Source organism: Pseudomonas sp. TE3786 (assembly GCF_054057335.1).
In genome coordinates this window covers 69,928-86,280 of record NZ_JBSRZF010000015.1, presented here as the reverse complement: position 1 = coordinate 86,280, position 16,353 = coordinate 69,928, and the positions used below count along the sequence as shown (strand labels likewise).

At 61.0% G+C, this 16,353-nt stretch carries 13 protein-coding genes; 3 read left to right on the top strand and 10 right to left on the bottom strand.

What is annotated here, in order from left to right; translation table 11 throughout:
• Positions 1-93 precede the first annotated feature (93 nt).
• A complete protein-coding gene (gene tcdA, locus ACVW0Y_RS16810) occupies positions 94-900 on the bottom strand; it encodes a tRNA cyclic N6-threonylcarbamoyladenosine(37) synthase TcdA (RefSeq protein WP_457439693.1) in 807 nt (268 codons plus the stop codon).
• Between the two features lie 60 nt (positions 901-960).
• On the opposite strand from tcdA, the gene ACVW0Y_RS16805 reads away from it, so the two are divergent.
• The 3 genes from ACVW0Y_RS16805 to ACVW0Y_RS16795 all read left to right on the top strand — a co-directional run bounded on the left by ACVW0Y_RS16805 (position 961) and on the right by ACVW0Y_RS16795 (position 6,542).
• Positions 961-1,215, top strand: coding sequence for a hypothetical protein (locus ACVW0Y_RS16805; RefSeq protein WP_457439691.1), 255 nt, complete (start codon positions 961-963; stop codon positions 1,213-1,215).
• Positions 1,216-1,278: 63 nt separating this feature from the next.
• Entirely contained in the window at positions 1,279-3,873 is a 2,595-nt protein-coding gene (locus ACVW0Y_RS16800) for a glycosyltransferase (protein ID WP_457439689.1), read from the top strand.
• Between the two features lie 233 nt (positions 3,874-4,106).
• Positions 4,107-6,542: a filamentous hemagglutinin N-terminal domain-containing protein gene (locus ACVW0Y_RS16795; RefSeq protein ID WP_457439687.1), complete on the top strand. Its 2,436-nt coding sequence runs from the start codon at positions 4,107-4,109 to the stop codon at positions 6,540-6,542.
• Positions 6,543-6,554: 12 nt separating this feature from the next.
• On the opposite strand, the gene ACVW0Y_RS16790 is transcribed toward ACVW0Y_RS16795, so the two are convergent.
• The 9 genes from ACVW0Y_RS16790 to pilW all read right to left on the bottom strand — a co-directional run bounded on the left by ACVW0Y_RS16790 (position 6,555) and on the right by pilW (position 16,341).
• Positions 6,555-7,364 (bottom strand): amidohydrolase, encoded by an 810-nt coding sequence (locus ACVW0Y_RS16790; RefSeq protein ID WP_457439685.1) that lies wholly within the window; start codon positions 7,362-7,364, stop codon positions 6,555-6,557.
• Positions 7,352-8,500, bottom strand: a complete 1,149-nt coding sequence (locus ACVW0Y_RS16785; protein ID WP_457439683.1) for a pyridoxal phosphate-dependent aminotransferase — start codon at positions 8,498-8,500, stop codon at positions 7,352-7,354. The genes ACVW0Y_RS16790 and ACVW0Y_RS16785 overlap by 13 nt, the downstream gene beginning before the upstream one ends.
• A gap of 206 nt (positions 8,501-8,706) precedes the next feature.
• Positions 8,707-10,179 (bottom strand): ribosome biogenesis GTPase Der, encoded by a 1,473-nt coding sequence (der, locus tag ACVW0Y_RS16780; protein WP_457439681.1) that lies wholly within the window; start codon positions 10,177-10,179, stop codon positions 8,707-8,709.
• A gap of 127 nt (positions 10,180-10,306) precedes the next feature.
• Entirely contained in the window at positions 10,307-11,461 is a 1,155-nt protein-coding gene (gene bamB, locus ACVW0Y_RS16775) for an outer membrane protein assembly factor BamB (RefSeq protein WP_457439679.1), read from the bottom strand.
• Entirely contained in the window at positions 11,454-12,095 is a 642-nt protein-coding gene (locus ACVW0Y_RS16770; protein ID WP_457439678.1) for a tetratricopeptide repeat protein, read from the bottom strand. Before ACVW0Y_RS16770 ends, bamB begins: the two co-directional genes overlap by 8 nt.
• A gap of 57 nt (positions 12,096-12,152) precedes the next feature.
• Entirely contained in the window at positions 12,153-13,442 is a 1,290-nt protein-coding gene (gene hisS, locus ACVW0Y_RS16765; RefSeq protein ID WP_457439676.1) for a histidine--tRNA ligase, read from the bottom strand.
• Positions 13,443-13,463: 21 nt separating this feature from the next.
• The gene (gene ispG, locus ACVW0Y_RS16760) at positions 13,464-14,576 is read right to left on the bottom strand and encodes a flavodoxin-dependent (E)-4-hydroxy-3-methylbut-2-enyl-diphosphate synthase (protein WP_457439674.1); all 1,113 of its coding nucleotides are present in this window, start codon (positions 14,574-14,576) and stop codon (positions 13,464-13,466) included.
• 2 nt (positions 14,577-14,578) lie between these two features.
• Entirely contained in the window at positions 14,579-15,586 is a 1,008-nt protein-coding gene (locus ACVW0Y_RS16755) for a helix-turn-helix domain-containing protein (RefSeq protein WP_457439672.1), read from the bottom strand.
• Complete coding sequence (pilW, locus tag ACVW0Y_RS16750; protein ID WP_457439670.1) at positions 15,586-16,341, bottom strand: type IV pilus biogenesis/stability protein PilW; 756 nt, start codon at positions 16,339-16,341, stop codon at positions 15,586-15,588. Before pilW ends, ACVW0Y_RS16755 begins: the two co-directional genes overlap by 1 nt.
• Positions 16,342-16,353 lie beyond the last annotated feature (12 nt).

The following is a 16,353-nucleotide window of genomic DNA, read 5'->3' as shown; positions in this document are numbered from 1 at the left end:
GCGGCTTCAGCCGCGATGCTTTTGACCTTGGAACCATCTGCGACTTTAAAAGCATCGCGGCTGAAGCCGCTTCTACGGGGATGATCGTAGAGGTCAGCCCGGCATGCGCTCCGACGGCCTGCGAATGCCGGCCAGCAACTTATCCACTGCCTTGGCCGCCGCCACCATACCGAAGGTGGCGGTCACCATCATCACCGCGCCAAAGCCGCCGGCGCAGTCGAGCTTGACCCCGTCGCCAACGAACTTTTTCTCCAGGCAAATGCTGCCATCAGGTTTCGGGTAGCGCAGTTGCTCGCGCGAATACACGCAGGGCACGCTGTAGTGACGGCCCGGCGTGCGGGAAAAGCCGTAATCGCGACGCAGCGCCGAGCGCACGCTGGAAGCCAGAGGGTCGTTGGTGGTTTTGTTCAGATCGCCGACCTGGATCAGCAATGGATCGATCTGCCCGCCAGCACCGCCGGTGGTGATGATCTGGATCTTGCGCCGCTTGCACCAGGCGATCAGCGCCGCCTTGGCGTTGACGCTGTCGATGCAGTCGATCACGCAGTCCAACTGCACGGTGATGTACTCGGCCATGGTCTCGCGGGTGACGAAGTCGCTGACCGCATGCACCACGCAGGCGGGGTTGATGGCGCGGATGCGCTCGGCCATCACCTCGACCTTGGACTGGCCAATGGAACCCTGCAAAGCGTGAATCTGCCGGTTGGTATTGGTTACGCAGACATCGTCCAGATCGAACAGCGAAATCTCGCCGACGCCACTGCGCGCCAACGCCTCGGCGGTCCACGAACCGACACCACCAATGCCGACCACCGCCACATGGGCGGCCGCCAGGCGGGCCAGGCCGTCGCGGCCGTACAGGCGGGCTATGCCGCCAAAGCGTTGTTCATCTGTACTCATCACACACCTCTATACGGCACCCTCTGTCAGGGGAGCACCCGGCAAATCGGCGCGCATTATATGAAGCGCCGTCGCCAGGCCCAAGCCTTGTCTCACGCGTACCTCAGTTTGCTACTGGCAAGTATGGTCCAGAGCGTGCGCAGCGGTGCCTGCCTATGCTTAACTGCCACCGGTATCGGCAACTCGTCGATGCCAGTAAAACGCCAGCGCACCCTGGCCATGACCGAACTAAAAACAGGCGGTGATGACCAAGGTTGGCGGGCAATAAAACCGGGCAAATCGCTGGAGCTATACAGCTATTTGACGCCGGAGTAGGATGCGCGCCGACCGGCGCTCGCCGGCATCTCTCCGTTCCACCCTTTGGAACCTGAAACGTCTATGTCATCGCGTAAATTTGGACTCAACCTGGTGGTATTCGTGGCAATCGCCGCGCTCTTCACCGGCATATGGGCGCTGTACAACCGTCCGGTGACTGCACCTGACTGGCCCGAACAGATCTCCGGTTTCTCCTTCTCGCCGTTCCGGCTCGACCAGAACCCGCAGAAGGATCAATACCCCACCGACGAACAGATTCGAGAAGACCTCGAACTGCTGAGCAAACACACCGACAACATCCGCACCTACTCGGTGGATGGCACCCTCGGCGACATCCCGAAAATCGCCGAAGAATTCGGCCTGCGGGTGACCCTGGGTATCTGGATCAGCCCGGACGAGGAGCGCAACGAGCGCGAAATCGCCCGCGGTATCGAGATTGCCAACTCCTCGCGCAGTGTTGTCCGGGTAGTGGTAGGTAACGAGGCGCTGTTCCGCCGCGAAGTCACCACCAAGCAACTGATCACCTTCCTTGACCGCGTCCGCGCGCAAGTGAAAGTGCCGGTGACCACCTCCGAGCAATGGCACATCTGGGAAAAATACCCGCAGTTGGCCAAGCACACTGACCTGGTGGCCGCGCACATCCTGCCGTACTGGGAATTCATTCCCATGGAAGACTCCACCCAGTTCGTGCTCGACCGCGCGCGCGACCTGAAACGCATCTTCCCGAAAAAGCCGCTGCTGCTCTCCGAAGTGGGCTGGCCGAGCAACGGCCGTATGCGCGGTGGTGCAGACGCCACCCAGGCGGACCAGGCGATCTACCTGCGTACGCTGGTCAATACGCTGAACGCCAAAGGCTACAACTACTTCGTCATCGAAGCCTTCGACCAACCGTGGAAGGCCAGTGACGAAGGCTCGGTAGGCGCTTACTGGGGCGTGTTCAACGCCGCCCGGCAACAGAAATTCGCCTTCGAAGGCCCGGTAGTGGCCATTCCGCAATGGCGCGTGCTGGCCATCGGCTCGGTGGTGCTGGCCATGCTCGCCCTGGCCTTGCTGCTGATTGACGGCAGCGCCCTGCGTCAACGCGGCCGTACCTTCCTGACTTTCGTCGCGTTTGCCGGCGGTTCGGTGCTGGTATGGATCGGCTACGACTACAGCCAGCAATACAGCACCTGGTTCAGCCTGACAGTGGGCCTGTTGCTCGGTGTCGGTGCCATCGGCGTGTTTATCGTGCTGCTTACCGAAGCCCATGAACTGGCCGAGGCCGTCTGGGTACACAAACGTCGCCGGCCTTTTATCCCGGTCAGCGGCGACAGCAACTACCGGCCGAAAGTGTCGATCCACGTGCCCTGCTACAACGAGCCGCCGGAGATGGTCAAACAGACCCTCGACGCGCTGGCAGCACTGGATTACCCGGACTTCGAAGTGCTGATCATCGACAACAACACCAAAGACCCGGCCGTGTGGGAACCAGTGCAGGCCTACTGCGAAAACGTACTCGGGCCGCGCTTCCGTTTCTTCCACGTGGCCCCGTTGCATGGTTTCAAGGGCGGCGCGCTGAACTACATCCTGCCGCACACCGCGCCGGATGCTGAAGTGGTGGCAGTGATCGACTCGGACTACTGCGTCGACCCGAACTGGCTCAAGCACATGGTGCCGCACTTCGCCGACCCGAAAATCGCCGTGGTGCAATCGCCGCAGGACTACCGCGACCAGGACGGCAGCGCCTTCAAAAAGCTCTGCTACGCCGAATACAAAGGCTTCTTCCACATCGGCATGGTGACCCGCAACGACCGCGACGCGATCATTCAGCACGGCACCATGACCATGATTCGCCGTACCGTGATGGACGAGCTGAAGTGGGCCGACTGGACCATCTGCGAAGACGCCGAGCTGGGTCTGCGGGTGTTCGAGAAAGGTTATTCCGCCGCCTACGCCTACGACAGCTTCGGCAAGGGTCTGATGCCAGACACCTTTATCGACTACAAGAAGCAGCGTTTCCGTTGGGCCTATGGCGCCATTCAGATCATGAAGGGCCACGCCCGCGAGCTGTTCCGCGGCAAGGACACCGAGCTCAAGCGCGGTCAGCGTTACCACTTCGTGGCCGGTTGGCTGCCGTGGGTGGCGGACGGTCTGAATATCTTCTTCACCGCCGGTGCCCTGCTGTGGTCGGCGGCGATGATCATCGTGCCGCAACGGGTCGACCCGCCGCTGCTGATTTTCGCCATCCCGCCACTGGCGCTGTTTTTCTTCAAGTTCGGCAAGATCGTGTTCCTTTACCAGCGCGCCGTCGGCGTCAACCTGAAGGATGCGTTCTGCGCGGCACTGGCAGGCCTGGCGTTGTCGCACACCATCGCCAAGGCGGTGCTGTACGGCTTCTTCACCACCAGCATCCCGTTCTTCCGTACGCCGAAAATGCGTTCCAGCCACGGCTTTATGGTGGCCATGGCCGAGGCGCGGGAAGAGGTGTTCATCATGCTGCTGCTGTGGGGCGCGGCGGTGGGCATCGGCATCGTCCAGGGCTTCCCGAGCAATGACGTGAAGTTCTGGGTAGCAATGCTGCTGGTGCAGTCCCTGCCCTACCTCGCAGCGCTGATCATGGCGTTGCTGTCGTCCTTGCCCAAGCCGCCGGAAACCCCGGAAGTGGCCTTGGCCGAGTGATCCGCCGGAAATGAACAAGCCCCGCCCAGTGCGGGGCTTTTTATTGGCCGAGGGGTGGCGCTGCCAGCGCGTGGTTTTCTACCTCATCTCGCTGCCGACTCAAGAGCCAACTGACAGTGGGCAAAGATCGGCGCTGCATTCCCCGCATTTGCTGTCCTTTAGCCTTATCCATCGTTCACCCGCGAAGGAGCAGGGCCATGGATCGTCACAGGCTTTTGGCAAATCAACGCAACATGCGAAGGTGCTCTTACCTTGCACCGTTACTGCTTGCCGCCAGCTTCCCAGGGCTGGCAGCAGCGGAAATTCAGGTAGATACCAACGCCGCACCCAACCAGCAGGCCACGGTACTGGTAGCCCCCTCCGGGGTACCGGTGATCAATATTGCCGCACCCGACAGCAAGGGGCTGTCCCGTAACCAGTTCAGCCTGTTCAACGTCGACCAGCCCGGGGCGGTGTTCAACAACAGCCTGACGGGCGGACGCAGCCAGCTGGCTGGCAATCTGGACGCCAACCCCAACCTCAGTCAGCGAGCCCTGGTGATCCTCACCGAGGTCACCGGCAATCAGCCCAGCAGCCTGGCGGGCACCCTGGAGGTGTTTGGCGGCAAGGCAGACCTGATTGTCGCCAACCCCAATGGCATTACCCTCAACGGTGTCAGCACGCGCAATGTGCATGGCTTTGTCGCCAGCACCGGGCGCGCCGAACTGGCCGACGGTCTGTACCTGCGCCAGGAGGATGGCAATGGCCGGGTGCTGGTGGGCGAACAAGGCGTCGACACCCAGGGCCTCAGCTACTTCGATATCGTCGCCCGGGTGGTGACGCTCAATGGCCGCATCGGAGCGCCGGGCTCCGATGCCGACGTGCAGCTGATCACCGGGCTGAATCGCTACGACAGCAAGCAACGCACTGCCAATGTGCTGGCCAGCAACGCTGCCAACACCCCGAGCGTCGCCATCGAGGGCTCGGTCGCCGGTGCCATGTATGGCCGCAATATCACCCTGATCAGCAGTGAAAATTCCGTGGGCGTGCGCACCGCCGGATTGATTCAGGCAGCTCAGGACATCCAGGTTCAGGCCAATGGCGATATCGACCTGGCCCGCGCCAAGGCCGGCCAGCGGATCACCCTGAGCAGTGCCAGCAAGGTTCTGCTCAACGGGAGCGCTGCCGGGTCAGGTATCCAGGCCGGCGGCACCCTGCAGATCACTGCCGGTGACAGCATCAGCCTGAACGCCGATGTACTGAGCAGCCGCTTTATTGCCCAGGCCAAAACCCTGCAGATCAACGCGGCCAACCTGACGACCAGCAGCACGGACGCCAGCGCCCCTGCCCTGTCCATTCAGGTCGACGACTTTATCCTGAACGGCACACTACAGGCCTACGACAGCCTTTTTGGCGGGCTGCTGGGCCGCGATCAGCCGCTGCTGATGAAAAATGGCAGGTTGCAGGTGGCCCGCCGTCCCGGGCAATACGATGAATATTTCAAGCTGACCAGCAACGCCAACATCACCTCGGCCGGCGGCATCGTGATCAACGCCAAACGCTTCAGCAATAACCAGGGTGCCATAGTCGACAGCAGCGCACGCGGTATCCAGATCAGCGCCGGCACCTTGAACAATCTGGGCATTGTCCGTAGCGCCGGCGATATGCGGGTAAACGCCGGGCAATTGAATAACCTCTGCACCGACGCCCTGGCAATCCAAAGCCTATGCGGCGGATTGTTCAGCGATGCAGCGGCCACTATCGTCGCCACCACCCTGAACAATCAGGCCGGGCTGACAGCCCAGACCGACCTCAGCCTCCTGCTGGGTAACGGCCCGCACAGCAACGCCGAAACTGCCTCGATAAGCGCCGGACGCGACCTGCTGATTCGCCCGAGCGAAGGCGCAATCAGCCAGCTGCTGAACGCCGGGGAGCTATTGGCCAAACGCAACCTGCAGGTCACCCTCGACGGCCTCAGCAACAGCCTGACGGGTTCGCTCACCACATTCGGCAATCTCGACCTGGATATCGCCGCGACCTTTACCAGCGCCGGTCGGCTGGCATCCGCCGGGCTGCTCGATATCGTCGCCCAGGACCTGCGCTTCAACAGTGGCTCCCAGGTGGTTTCGCTGGGCAACGCTACCCTATCGGCGAGAAACAGCTGGATCAGCGAAGAGCGAAGCCTGATCCACAGCCAGGCGGACCTGAACATCAATGCCGAGAACAACCTGAACACGGCTGGCGATATCTCCAGTCGGGGCAATCTGCTGATGTCCAGCCTGGGTGCCTTGACCAATACCGGCACCATCATTGCTGATCAGGATATGGAGATGCGCAGTGGCTCGACGTTACTCAACGACAATGGCGGCCTGATCTATGCGGGAAACAACCTGAAAATCACCAGCGCGGCCAATATGACCAACTCCAACCAGTCGATGATGGCGAGCGGGCAGGACGCCACCTTCGACGTGACGGGCACCTTCCTCAATGACCAGGGTGCCACCATCGAGGCCGGCAACGAGCTGATGATCCGCGCGCAGATAATGCGCAACCGCCATGACTCGCTGATCCATGGCGTGGACCATCTGAACATTGTCGTGGGTAACTACCAGGACACCAGCGAGGGCTCGATCCTGATGGTCAACTACCGGGTCATCGTCAAAGCCGATATGGAGGAAAAAGGCGACTGAGGACTCACGCATTCAATCCAGATGAAACGGATCGGCATCCAGATTGGCCGGGAAGCGCTCGCGGTAGGCAGCCAGATCGGCGGCCTTGAGGGTCACGCTGAACACGCCATCGGCGGCATGCGCCTCCAGCAGGGCGTCACCCTGGAAATCCAGCACCTGGCTGTCACCGCTATAGGGATGGCCTTTGCCGTCGCTGCCCACGCGGTTCACCGCGGCCACGTAGCAGAGGTTTTCAATCGCCCGCGCCGGCAACAGCCGGTTCCAGTGCAAACGCCGCGCTGCTGGCCAGTTGGCGGTGTATAGCAGCAGGTCCGTGTCGTGGGGGTCGCGGCTCCACACGGGGAAGCGCAGGTCGTAGCAGATCAGCGGGCGAATGCGCCAACCGCGCAGCTCTACCTGCACTTGGCGTTCGCCGGGGCTGTAGTGTTTGTGCTCGCCAGCCATGCGGAACAGGTGGCGCTTGTCGTAGTGCAGCACCGTACCGTCAGGGCGCGCCCACAGCAGACGGTTGCGGTGGCTGCCGTCGGCGGCCTGAATGATCACACTGCCGGTGACCACGGCGTTCAGGCGTTTGGCTTGGGCGCGCAGCCAGGCGTAGCTGGCCCCCTCCTCCGGTTCGGCCAGGGTCTCGGAATCCATGGAGAAGCCGGTGGTAAACATCTCCGGCAGCACGATCAGATCGGCACCACGGGCCTGTTCCAGCAGCGCTTCAAAGTGGGTGAAGTTAGCCACCGCGTCGTGCCAGGCCAGCGTGGTTTGCACCAGGGCCAGCTTGAGGTCGGGCAGGTCTTTTATGGCGCGCCCAGGGTTCAGATCTGACATAGCTTCTCCGCCGCCTGGATCAGGGTCGATTCACGCTTGGCAAAGCAGAAGCGCACCAGACGCAGGTCTTTCGGGGGTTCTTGGTAGAACACTGAAATCGGAATGACCGCTACGCCGTGCTCGCGGGTCAGCCATTCGGCCATGGCAACGTCGTCGAGGTCGGCACGGATGGCCGAGTAATCAGCCAACTGGAAAAAGGTGCCGGCGGCGCGGGTAAAGCGAAAACGCGAATTTTCCAGGCGGTCGCAGAACAGGTCGCGCTTGGCCTGGTAGAACGCCGGCAGCTCGCTGACGTGCTGCGGATTGGCGGCCATAAACTCAGCCAGGCCCCATTGCAGCGGCGTTACGCCGCAGAAGCTGACGTACTGGTGCACTTTGCGCAGCTCGGCACTCAGCGCCGGCGGTGCCACCACATAGCCGGTTTTCCAGCCGGTGACGTGGTAGCTCTTGCCGAACGAGCTGACCACAAAGGCACGTTGATACAACTCGTCATGGGCCAGCACGCTGTCATGTTGCGCGCCGTCGAACACCAGGTGCTCGTAGACCTCATCGCTGATCAGGTAGATATCGCGGTCGTGGATCAGCGCCGCCAGTTGATCCAGCTCGCTGCGGGTGATCAGCGCGCCGCTAGGGTTATGTGGGCTATTGAGAATGATCAGACGCGTACGCGGGCTGATGGCATCGCCCAGGCGCTGCCAGTCGATGGCGAAGTCCGGCTGGCTGAGGGGCACATGCACGCAGCGGCCGCCGGCGAGATCCACCGACGGCTCGTAGCTGTCATAGCTGGGGTCGAAGACGATCACCTCATCGCCAGCGCGGATCACGGTCTGGATCGCACAGAAAATCGCCTGGGTGGCACCGGGGGTGATGGTGATCTCGCTATCGGCACTGACGGTGCGGCCATAGCAACGCTCGACCTTCGCCGCCACCTGCTCACGCAGCGCGGGCAGACCGGTCATCGGCGCGTATTGGTTGTGGCCGCTGTGCACATGGCGGGCAACCGCATCGAGCAATGCCTGCGGGCCATCGAAATCGGGGAAACCTTGAGAGAGATTGAGCGCGCCGACCTCGTTGGCCAACTGCGACATGCGGGTGAAGATGGTGGTGCCGATATTGGGCAACTTGCTGGTGATCATCACGCTTTCCTGTTCGACCGGTACTGGCGCTGGCGCGGCCATGACGGGCGAGGATAACGGATCGACCGGCGACGAAAAAGGGCACCCGGAGGTGCCCTTTGGCATATCGCTAGAACCAGTTTGAACGCGTTCCGTAGGAGCCGCTTTGGCCACGATGCCTTTGATTCAAGAGCACCGCGGCTAAAACCGCTCCTACAGGATCGAATTCACTTTTTATCTCTACGTTTCTTGTCGGCCTTCTTGTGGTGCGACATCAGGCGGCGTTTCTTGTTGACCTGGCGATCGGTCAGGGTGTTTTTCTTGCCTTCGTACGGGTTCTCGCCGCCTTTGAACTCGATGCGAATCGGCGTACCCACCAGCTTCAGCACGCGGCGGTAGGTGTTTTCCAGGTAACGCACATAGGATTTGGGCACCGCTTCCACTTGGTTACCGTGGATCACGATCAGCGGCGGGTTGGCGCCCCCCAGGTGGGCGTAGCGCAGCTTGATACGGCGGCTGCCGACCATGGGCGGGGCGTGCTCGCTGACGGCGTCTTCGAGAATCTGCGTCAGGCGGCTGGTCGGCCAGCGGGTAACGGCGGATTTGAAGGCGTTCTGTACCGACTGATACAGGTTGCCGACGCCCGTACCGTGCAGGGCGGAAATAAAGTGGATATCGGCGAAGTCGACGAAGAACAACCGGCGTTGCAGCTCGGTCTTCACGTAGTCGCGTTCGCTCGGCTCCATGCCGTCCCATTTGTTCAGGGCGATCACTAGGGCGCGACCCGACTCCAGGGCAAAACCCAGCAGGTTGAGGTCGTGGTCGACCACCCCTTCGCGGGCGTCCATGACGAAGATCACCACGTTGGCGTCTTTGATCGCCTGCAGGGTTTTCACCACCGAGAACTTCTCGACTTCCTCGTGGATCTTGCCGCGCTTACGTACACCAGCGGTGTCGATCAGGGTGTACTTCTCTTCGTTACGTTCGAAGGGAATGTAGATGCTGTCGCGGGTGGTGCCCGGTTGGTCGTACACGATGACCCGGTCTTCACCGAGCATGCGGTTGACCAGGGTCGATTTACCCACGTTAGGGCGACCGATGATGGCGATTTTGATGCCGTCTTTTTCGCTCGGGCCGGGAATGCGCTTGGCTTCCTGACCTTCGGCAACCACTTCCTCTTCTTCACCTTCGGCCAGTTCTTCCACATCTTTCGGGAAGCCGCCCAGGGCGATTTCCATCATCTGCGCGAGACCGCGACCGTGGGCACCGGCAATCGGAATGGCATCGCCCATGCCCAGCGGCGAGAACTCGGCGCGGGCCAGGTCCGGGTCGATGTTGTCGACCTTGTTGGCCACCACGTACGAGGTCTTGTTGCGCTTGCGCAGGTGCTCGCCAATCATCTGGTCGGCGGCGGTGAAGCCAGCCCGCGAATCCACCAGAAACAGCACCACGTCGGCTTCTTCGATGGCCAGCAGCGACTGCTCGGCCATCTTTTCGTCCATGCCGTGCTCGTCACCGGAAATACCGCCGGTGTCGATGAGGATGTAGGTTCGCCCTTGCCATTTGGCCTCACCGTACTGGCGATCACGGGTCAGACCAGCCAGGTCGCCGACAATGGCGTCGCGACTTCTGGTCAGGCGGTTAAACAGGGTGGACTTGCCGACGTTAGGACGGCCCACCAGGGCGATTACGGGAACCATACGGCCCCTCCACTCAATTACTGAAAATACAAAGGCCGCTACCGTCAAACGGCAGCGGCCGAACTCATTGTTGCGCAGGCCTCACTGCCCGACGCAGGCCCGTAAGCCTGCGTCAGCGCGGCGAGTCCTACTTCTTGATGGTCAGGGCAACCAGCTCACCGCTGTTACCGAAAGCATAGAGCCAATCGGCGACCACCAATGGCCGGGCACGCAGACCATCGCTGTCGATGCGCGTACGCCCGACAAAACGACCATCTACCTGGCTGACCAGATGCAGGTAACCTTCGAAATCACCAAAGGCCACGTAGCTGGAGAACACTTCCGGTGCCGACAGCTGACGGCGGGCCAGGGAATCGTTGCTCCACAGCGACGAAGCGGAACGCTCATCGACGCTTTCCACCGTGCCATTGGCCAGGCACAGGTAAACGCTACCGATGCTTTCTGCCAGGCCGACGTTACTGGAGGCTTCTTTCTGCCAGATGATGCGACCGTTGCTGGCATCCAGACCGGCAACGCGACCGTTGTAGCTCACAGCGTAGAGGGTATTGCCCGACAGCAGCAGGCCGCCGTCGATATCCACCACGCGATCCAGCTCGGAGCGGCCTTGCGGCACGGCAACGCGTTGTTCCCAGGCCGGCAGACCACGTTGGGTATCGAGGGCGACAACCTTGCCAGTGGACAGGCCGGCATACGCCAGACGGTCATTCACCAGCGGTGCACCGGTACCACGCAGGGTCAGTACCGCCGGGGTATTTTCGTAGATCCAGCGCTGCGCACCGGTGCTGGCTTCAAGGCCGATCACGCGGTCGTCCTGGGTCTGCACAACCACAACGTCGCCGTTGGTGGCCGGTGCTGCCAGCACTTCGCTGGTGACCTTGGCACGCCATTTTTCTTCGCCGGTGGCACCGTTCAGGGCAACCACTTCGCCCTTCAGGGTACCTACCAGAACCAGACCGTTACCGGCGCCAACGGCACCCGAAACAGGCAGGTCGAGATCGGTTTCCCACAGCTTGTCGCCGGAGAAGCGGTTGATCGCCATGACTTCGCCGTTTACATCGGCGGCAAAGATGGTGTCGCCATCAACTGCTGGAACCAGCATGTTGAAGGTGTCGCCCTGGCCGTCGCCAACCGAGCGGCTCCATTCTTTGTGCAGCTCGACTTCTTCGGTGAAGTCCGGCAGTTCCGCCGGTGGCAACTCTTTCTTGCTAGTGCTGCTGCAACCCGTGGCAAGTACGGCCAGGGCCAACAGTGCGGCATATTTCCAGCGCATCACTTCACGCATCCCCTTTGGCCAGATCGTCGAGCTTCATTTGCAAGCCACCCACTGCCGCTTCATCGGACAGGGCTGCCTTGGCCTTCTCGTAGGCGCTGCGGGCATCGTCGGCACGGCCGACTTTCACCAGCAGATCACCCTTCAGCTCTTCGCGGCTGGCAATGAACGCTTTCTCGGCGTCGCCATCCAGCAGCTTGAGACCTTCTTCAGCCTTGTTCTGTGCAGCCAGAACACGGGCCAGACGCTGACGCGCCAGCTCGCCGACGGTGGCATCCACCGGCTTGGCGATCACGCTTTGCAGCTCGACAACCGCGTCGTCGAGTTTGCCGGTATCCACCGCAGTTTTGGCGGCGAACAGGCTGGCGTACTGAGCGTAGTAAGTGCCGGCGAATTCGCTTTTCAGCTTGCTGGACAGGTCCGCCACTTTGGCCACATCCGGTTTGCCGGACGGATCAAAGGTGGTTTCCAGCAATTGCTGGTAGAGCACCGAGGCAGTCTGCGCCTGGGTGGCCTGGTACTTGTGCCAGGTGTTCCAGCCCACCACGACGGCCAGGGCCAGTACGCCACCGGTCAACAGCGGTTTGCCGTTGCGGTTCCACCAGTCCTTGATGTCCGCCAGTTGTTCGTCTTCGGTACTCGACACGCCAATGCTCCTTAAAACTCGCTGAATGCTCGAACCTGTTTGATTGAATCTGACTGATCAAATCTGTTGCAAACAGGCTTCCAGGTGCTCGGCCAGAGCATCCCAGGCAATGTTTTGTTGTTCGCCCTGACCACGGAGCGGTTTGAAACCTACCACTTGCTGAGCCAGTTCGTCTTCGCCCAGTACCACAGCGAACAGCGCACCACTCTTGTCGGCTTTCTTCAGCTGGCTTTTGAAGCTGCCAGCCCCGGCGTTGACCACCAGGCGCACGCCCGGTACCTGGTCACGCAGACGCTCCGCCAGTTGCAGCCCGGCGAGTTCGGCGGCATCGCCAAACGCACAGAGGTACACATCCACCTGACGGGCGATTTCTTCCGGTACTTTTTCCAGGGTTTCCAGGAGCAGGATCAAGCGCTCGATGCCCATGGCAAAACCCACGCCGGCAGTAGGCTTGCCGCCCATCTGCTCGACCAGCCCATCGTAACGGCCACCGGCGCATACGGTGCCCTGGGCACCGAGCTTGTCGGTGACCCATTCGAATACGGTTTTGCTGTAGTAATCCAGACCACGCACCAGCTTGGGGTTGAGCACGTAAGGAATGCCGGCGGCATCCAGACGCGCTTTCAGACCTTCGAAGTGCAGGCGCGAGGCTTCGTCCAGGTAATCCTGCAGCTTTGGTGCGTCGCTCAGCAGCGCCTGGGTTTCCGGCACTTTGCTGTCGAGCACACGCAGCGGATTGCTGTGCAGACGGCGTTTGCTGTCTTCGTCGAGTTGGTCGGCACGGGCCGACAGATACTGCACCAGCGCATCACGGTAGGTGGCACGGGCTTCGCTGGTACCCAGGCTGTTGAGCTCGAGCTTTACCGCATCGCGGATGCCCAGCAGACCCCAGAGGCGCCAAGTGAGCACGATCAGCTCGGCATCGATATCCGGACCATCGAGGTTGAACACTTCCACACCGATCTGGTGGAACTGGCGATAGCGGCCTTTCTGCGGACGCTCGTGGCGAAACATCGGGCCGATGTACCAGAGTTTCTGCACCTGGCCGCCGCCGGAAATACCGTGTTCCAGCACCGCGCGCACGCAGCTGGCAGTGCCTTCGGGGCGCAGGGTCAGTGAGTCGCCATTGCGGTCGTCGAAGGTGTACATCTCTTTTTCGACGATGTCGGTCACTTCACCGATCGAGCGTTTGAACAGCTCGGTGGCTTCAACGATAGGCATGCGGATCTGCCGATAGCCGTAACCATCGAGCAGGCGTGCCACGCTGTTTTCGAAATAACGCCAGAGCGGGGTTTGCTCCGGCAGGATGTCGTTCATGCCACGGATGGCTTGCAGGGACTTACTCACACAAAATCCTTAATGATCTTTTTAGCCACGGGCGATCAGCGCTGCGTCGGCTTCGACCTTTTCGGCCGCTTTCTGCCGGATCAGCTGTTCAAGCTCATCCACCAGATTGTCATTGGTCAGCTTGGAAGCTGGCTTGCCATCGATATACACCAGGTTGTTCGGTGTACCGCCGGTGAGGCCGATATGGGCCTCTTTGGCTTCGCCGGGGCCGTTGACGATACAGCCGATTACGGCCACGTCCAGCGGAACCAGCAAGTCTTCCAGGCGCCCTTCCAGTTCGTTCATGGTTTTCACCACGTCGAAGTTCTGCCGCGAGCAGCTCGGGCAGGCAATGAAGTTGATGCCACGGGAACGCAAACGCAGGGATTTGAGGATGTCGTAGCCGACTTTGACCTCTTCCACCGGGTCTGCCGCCAGGGAGATGCGGATGGTATCGCCAATTCCGTCGGCAAGCAGCATGCCCAGGCCCACGGCGGACTTCACCGTACCGGAACGCAGGCCACCGGCCTCGGTAATCCCCAGGTGCAGCGGTTGTTCGATTTGCTTGGCGAGCAGGCGGTAAGCGGCGACGGCCATAAACACGTCGGAGGCTTTTACGCTGACTTTGAAGTCGGGGAAGTTCAGCCGGTCGAGATGCTCGACATGGCGCAAGGCCGATTCAACCAGGGCTTCAGGGGTCGGTTCGCCATATTTTTTCTGCAGGTCTTTTTCCAGCGAACCGGCGTTGACGCCGATACGGATTGGAATACCGCGGTCGCGGGCGGCTTCAACCACTGCTTTAACCCGGTCTTCGCGACCGATGTTGCCCGGGTTGATACGCAGGCAATCGACACCAAGCTCAGCCACGCGCAGGGCAATCTTGTAATCGAAGTGAATGTCGGCAACCAGCGGCACCTTGACCTGCTGTTTGATCTTGCCGAAGGCTTCGGCCGCGTCCATGTCCGGCACGGAGACGCGCACGATATCGGCGCCAGCGTCTTCCAGGCGGCGGATCTGCGCCACGGTGGCGGCAACATCGCAGGTGTCGCTGTTGGTCATGCTCTGCACAGCAATCGGTGCATCACCACCGACCGGTACGGAACCAACCCAGATCTTGCGCGAGACGCGACGGATGATTGGCGATTCAGCGTGCATGCTTATTGTCCCAACTTGATACGGGCAGTTTCGCCACTGGTGAACGGTGCCACGTCGACCAGCTGGCCGTTGTAGCGAACTTGCACACCACGGGCAAAGCCCAGGCGCAGCTCGAGCGGTGCCTTGCCAGAAACCTCGAGTTTCTCACCCGCGCGTTTCAAGCCACTGACCACCACTTTACCGTTGCCATCGGTGAGCTGAATCCAGCAGTTGGCGTTGAAATCCATGGCCACTACACCTTCGCCGACGCCGGCTACCACGGGCACCGCCGGGGCTGCTGGAGCGGCAGCAGGTGCAGCGGGTGTGGTTGGCGCTGGCGCGACAGGAGTGGCGGCCACCGGTGCCGCCGGTGGCGGGACACTGGCAACCGGTGCGGCAGGCGCAGCAGGAGTAGCAGCAGGAGCTTCAGCAGCCGGATTTTCCGGTTGCGCGGCCAACTCGGGCGAGACTTCGGCCGGCGAGCCTTCCTGCAAGCCTTCAGCGTCAGCGACTGCCTGGTCCTCAGGTTCGTCCAGCGGGTGGATTTCGGTGGTGCCATCGGCACCATCGACTTCCACATGGCCCAGGCTGATACCTGCAGTTTCACCACCACGGCTGGCCGATTGATCCTGCCACCAGAAGAAGCCGCCGCCGGCCAGGGCCAGCAACAACAGGAAGCAGACCAGACGCAGTAGATTTTGCGACAGGCGCATTGGCTCTTCGATCCGACCCAGCTCATGCACGGCGCTGCCAGAGGCATTGGTGCCGGTGTACTGGTCGAACTCCTGAACGATCAGGGTCTGATCCATGCCCAGCAACTTGGCGTAGGCGCGGACATAACCACGGGCAAAGGTGTGCCCTGGCAGCTGGTCGAACTGACCGGCTTCCAGCTGGCTGAGGCGCTGAGCGGTCAGATTGAGCTGGGCGGCAACGTCAGCCAGCGACCAGTTTTTGTTCTCGCGGGCCTTACGCAGTGTCTCGCCAGGATTGCTGCGAGAAACAGCTAGAGCTTCGGGATGCACCGCTTTCATCATTGCTCCGACATGTATTGCTTGTATTCCGGCGTACCGGGATAGAGGCGTTTGAGCTGCAGACCGAGGGTTGCCGCTTTGTCCCGGTCATCAAAGATTTTTGCCAAACGCGCGCCCAGCAACAGGCTTTCAGCGTTCTGTTCGGAGAGCTTACTGAAGGAGTCGTAGTACTTGCGCGCCAGCACGTAGTCCTTCTCTTCATAAGCCATCTTGGCCAGTTCCAGTTGCGGACGGGCCTGGCGTTTGTTCAGACGGATAGAGCGTTCGAAATACTGTTTGGCTTCAGCACGGTCGTTGAGTTTCAGCGACACCAGGCCGAGGTTCTGGAACACCCGCGAACGCTCGGGGTACATATTGTCTTTGACTGCTTGCAGGTAGCGTTCCTTGGCCTCGGCGTAGCGACCTTGTTCATACAGGAAGGCACCATAGTTGTTCAGGAAACGCGAATCGGGACGGCTGGAGATAGCTTTGCGAAAGTGTTCGTCAGCCAGATCGGGTTCCATTTCAGTCTGGAACAGAATGGCAAGCGCACCGTTGGCGTCCGCGTTGCTGGGATCGAGTTCAAGGGCCTTCTTCAACGGCACCTTGGCTTGTTCAGTGTTGCCCTGGTTGAGGTAGCCGATACCCAGCTGAATGTACGCATCACGCGCTTCATCACGCCCTTTGTCGGTTTTCATCGGATCGACATGACCCGTTGATACACAGCCAAACAGTAAGCCAGTGAACAGAAGCAGCAGCGCAGCGCGCAATGTCATAGGTGTTCTACC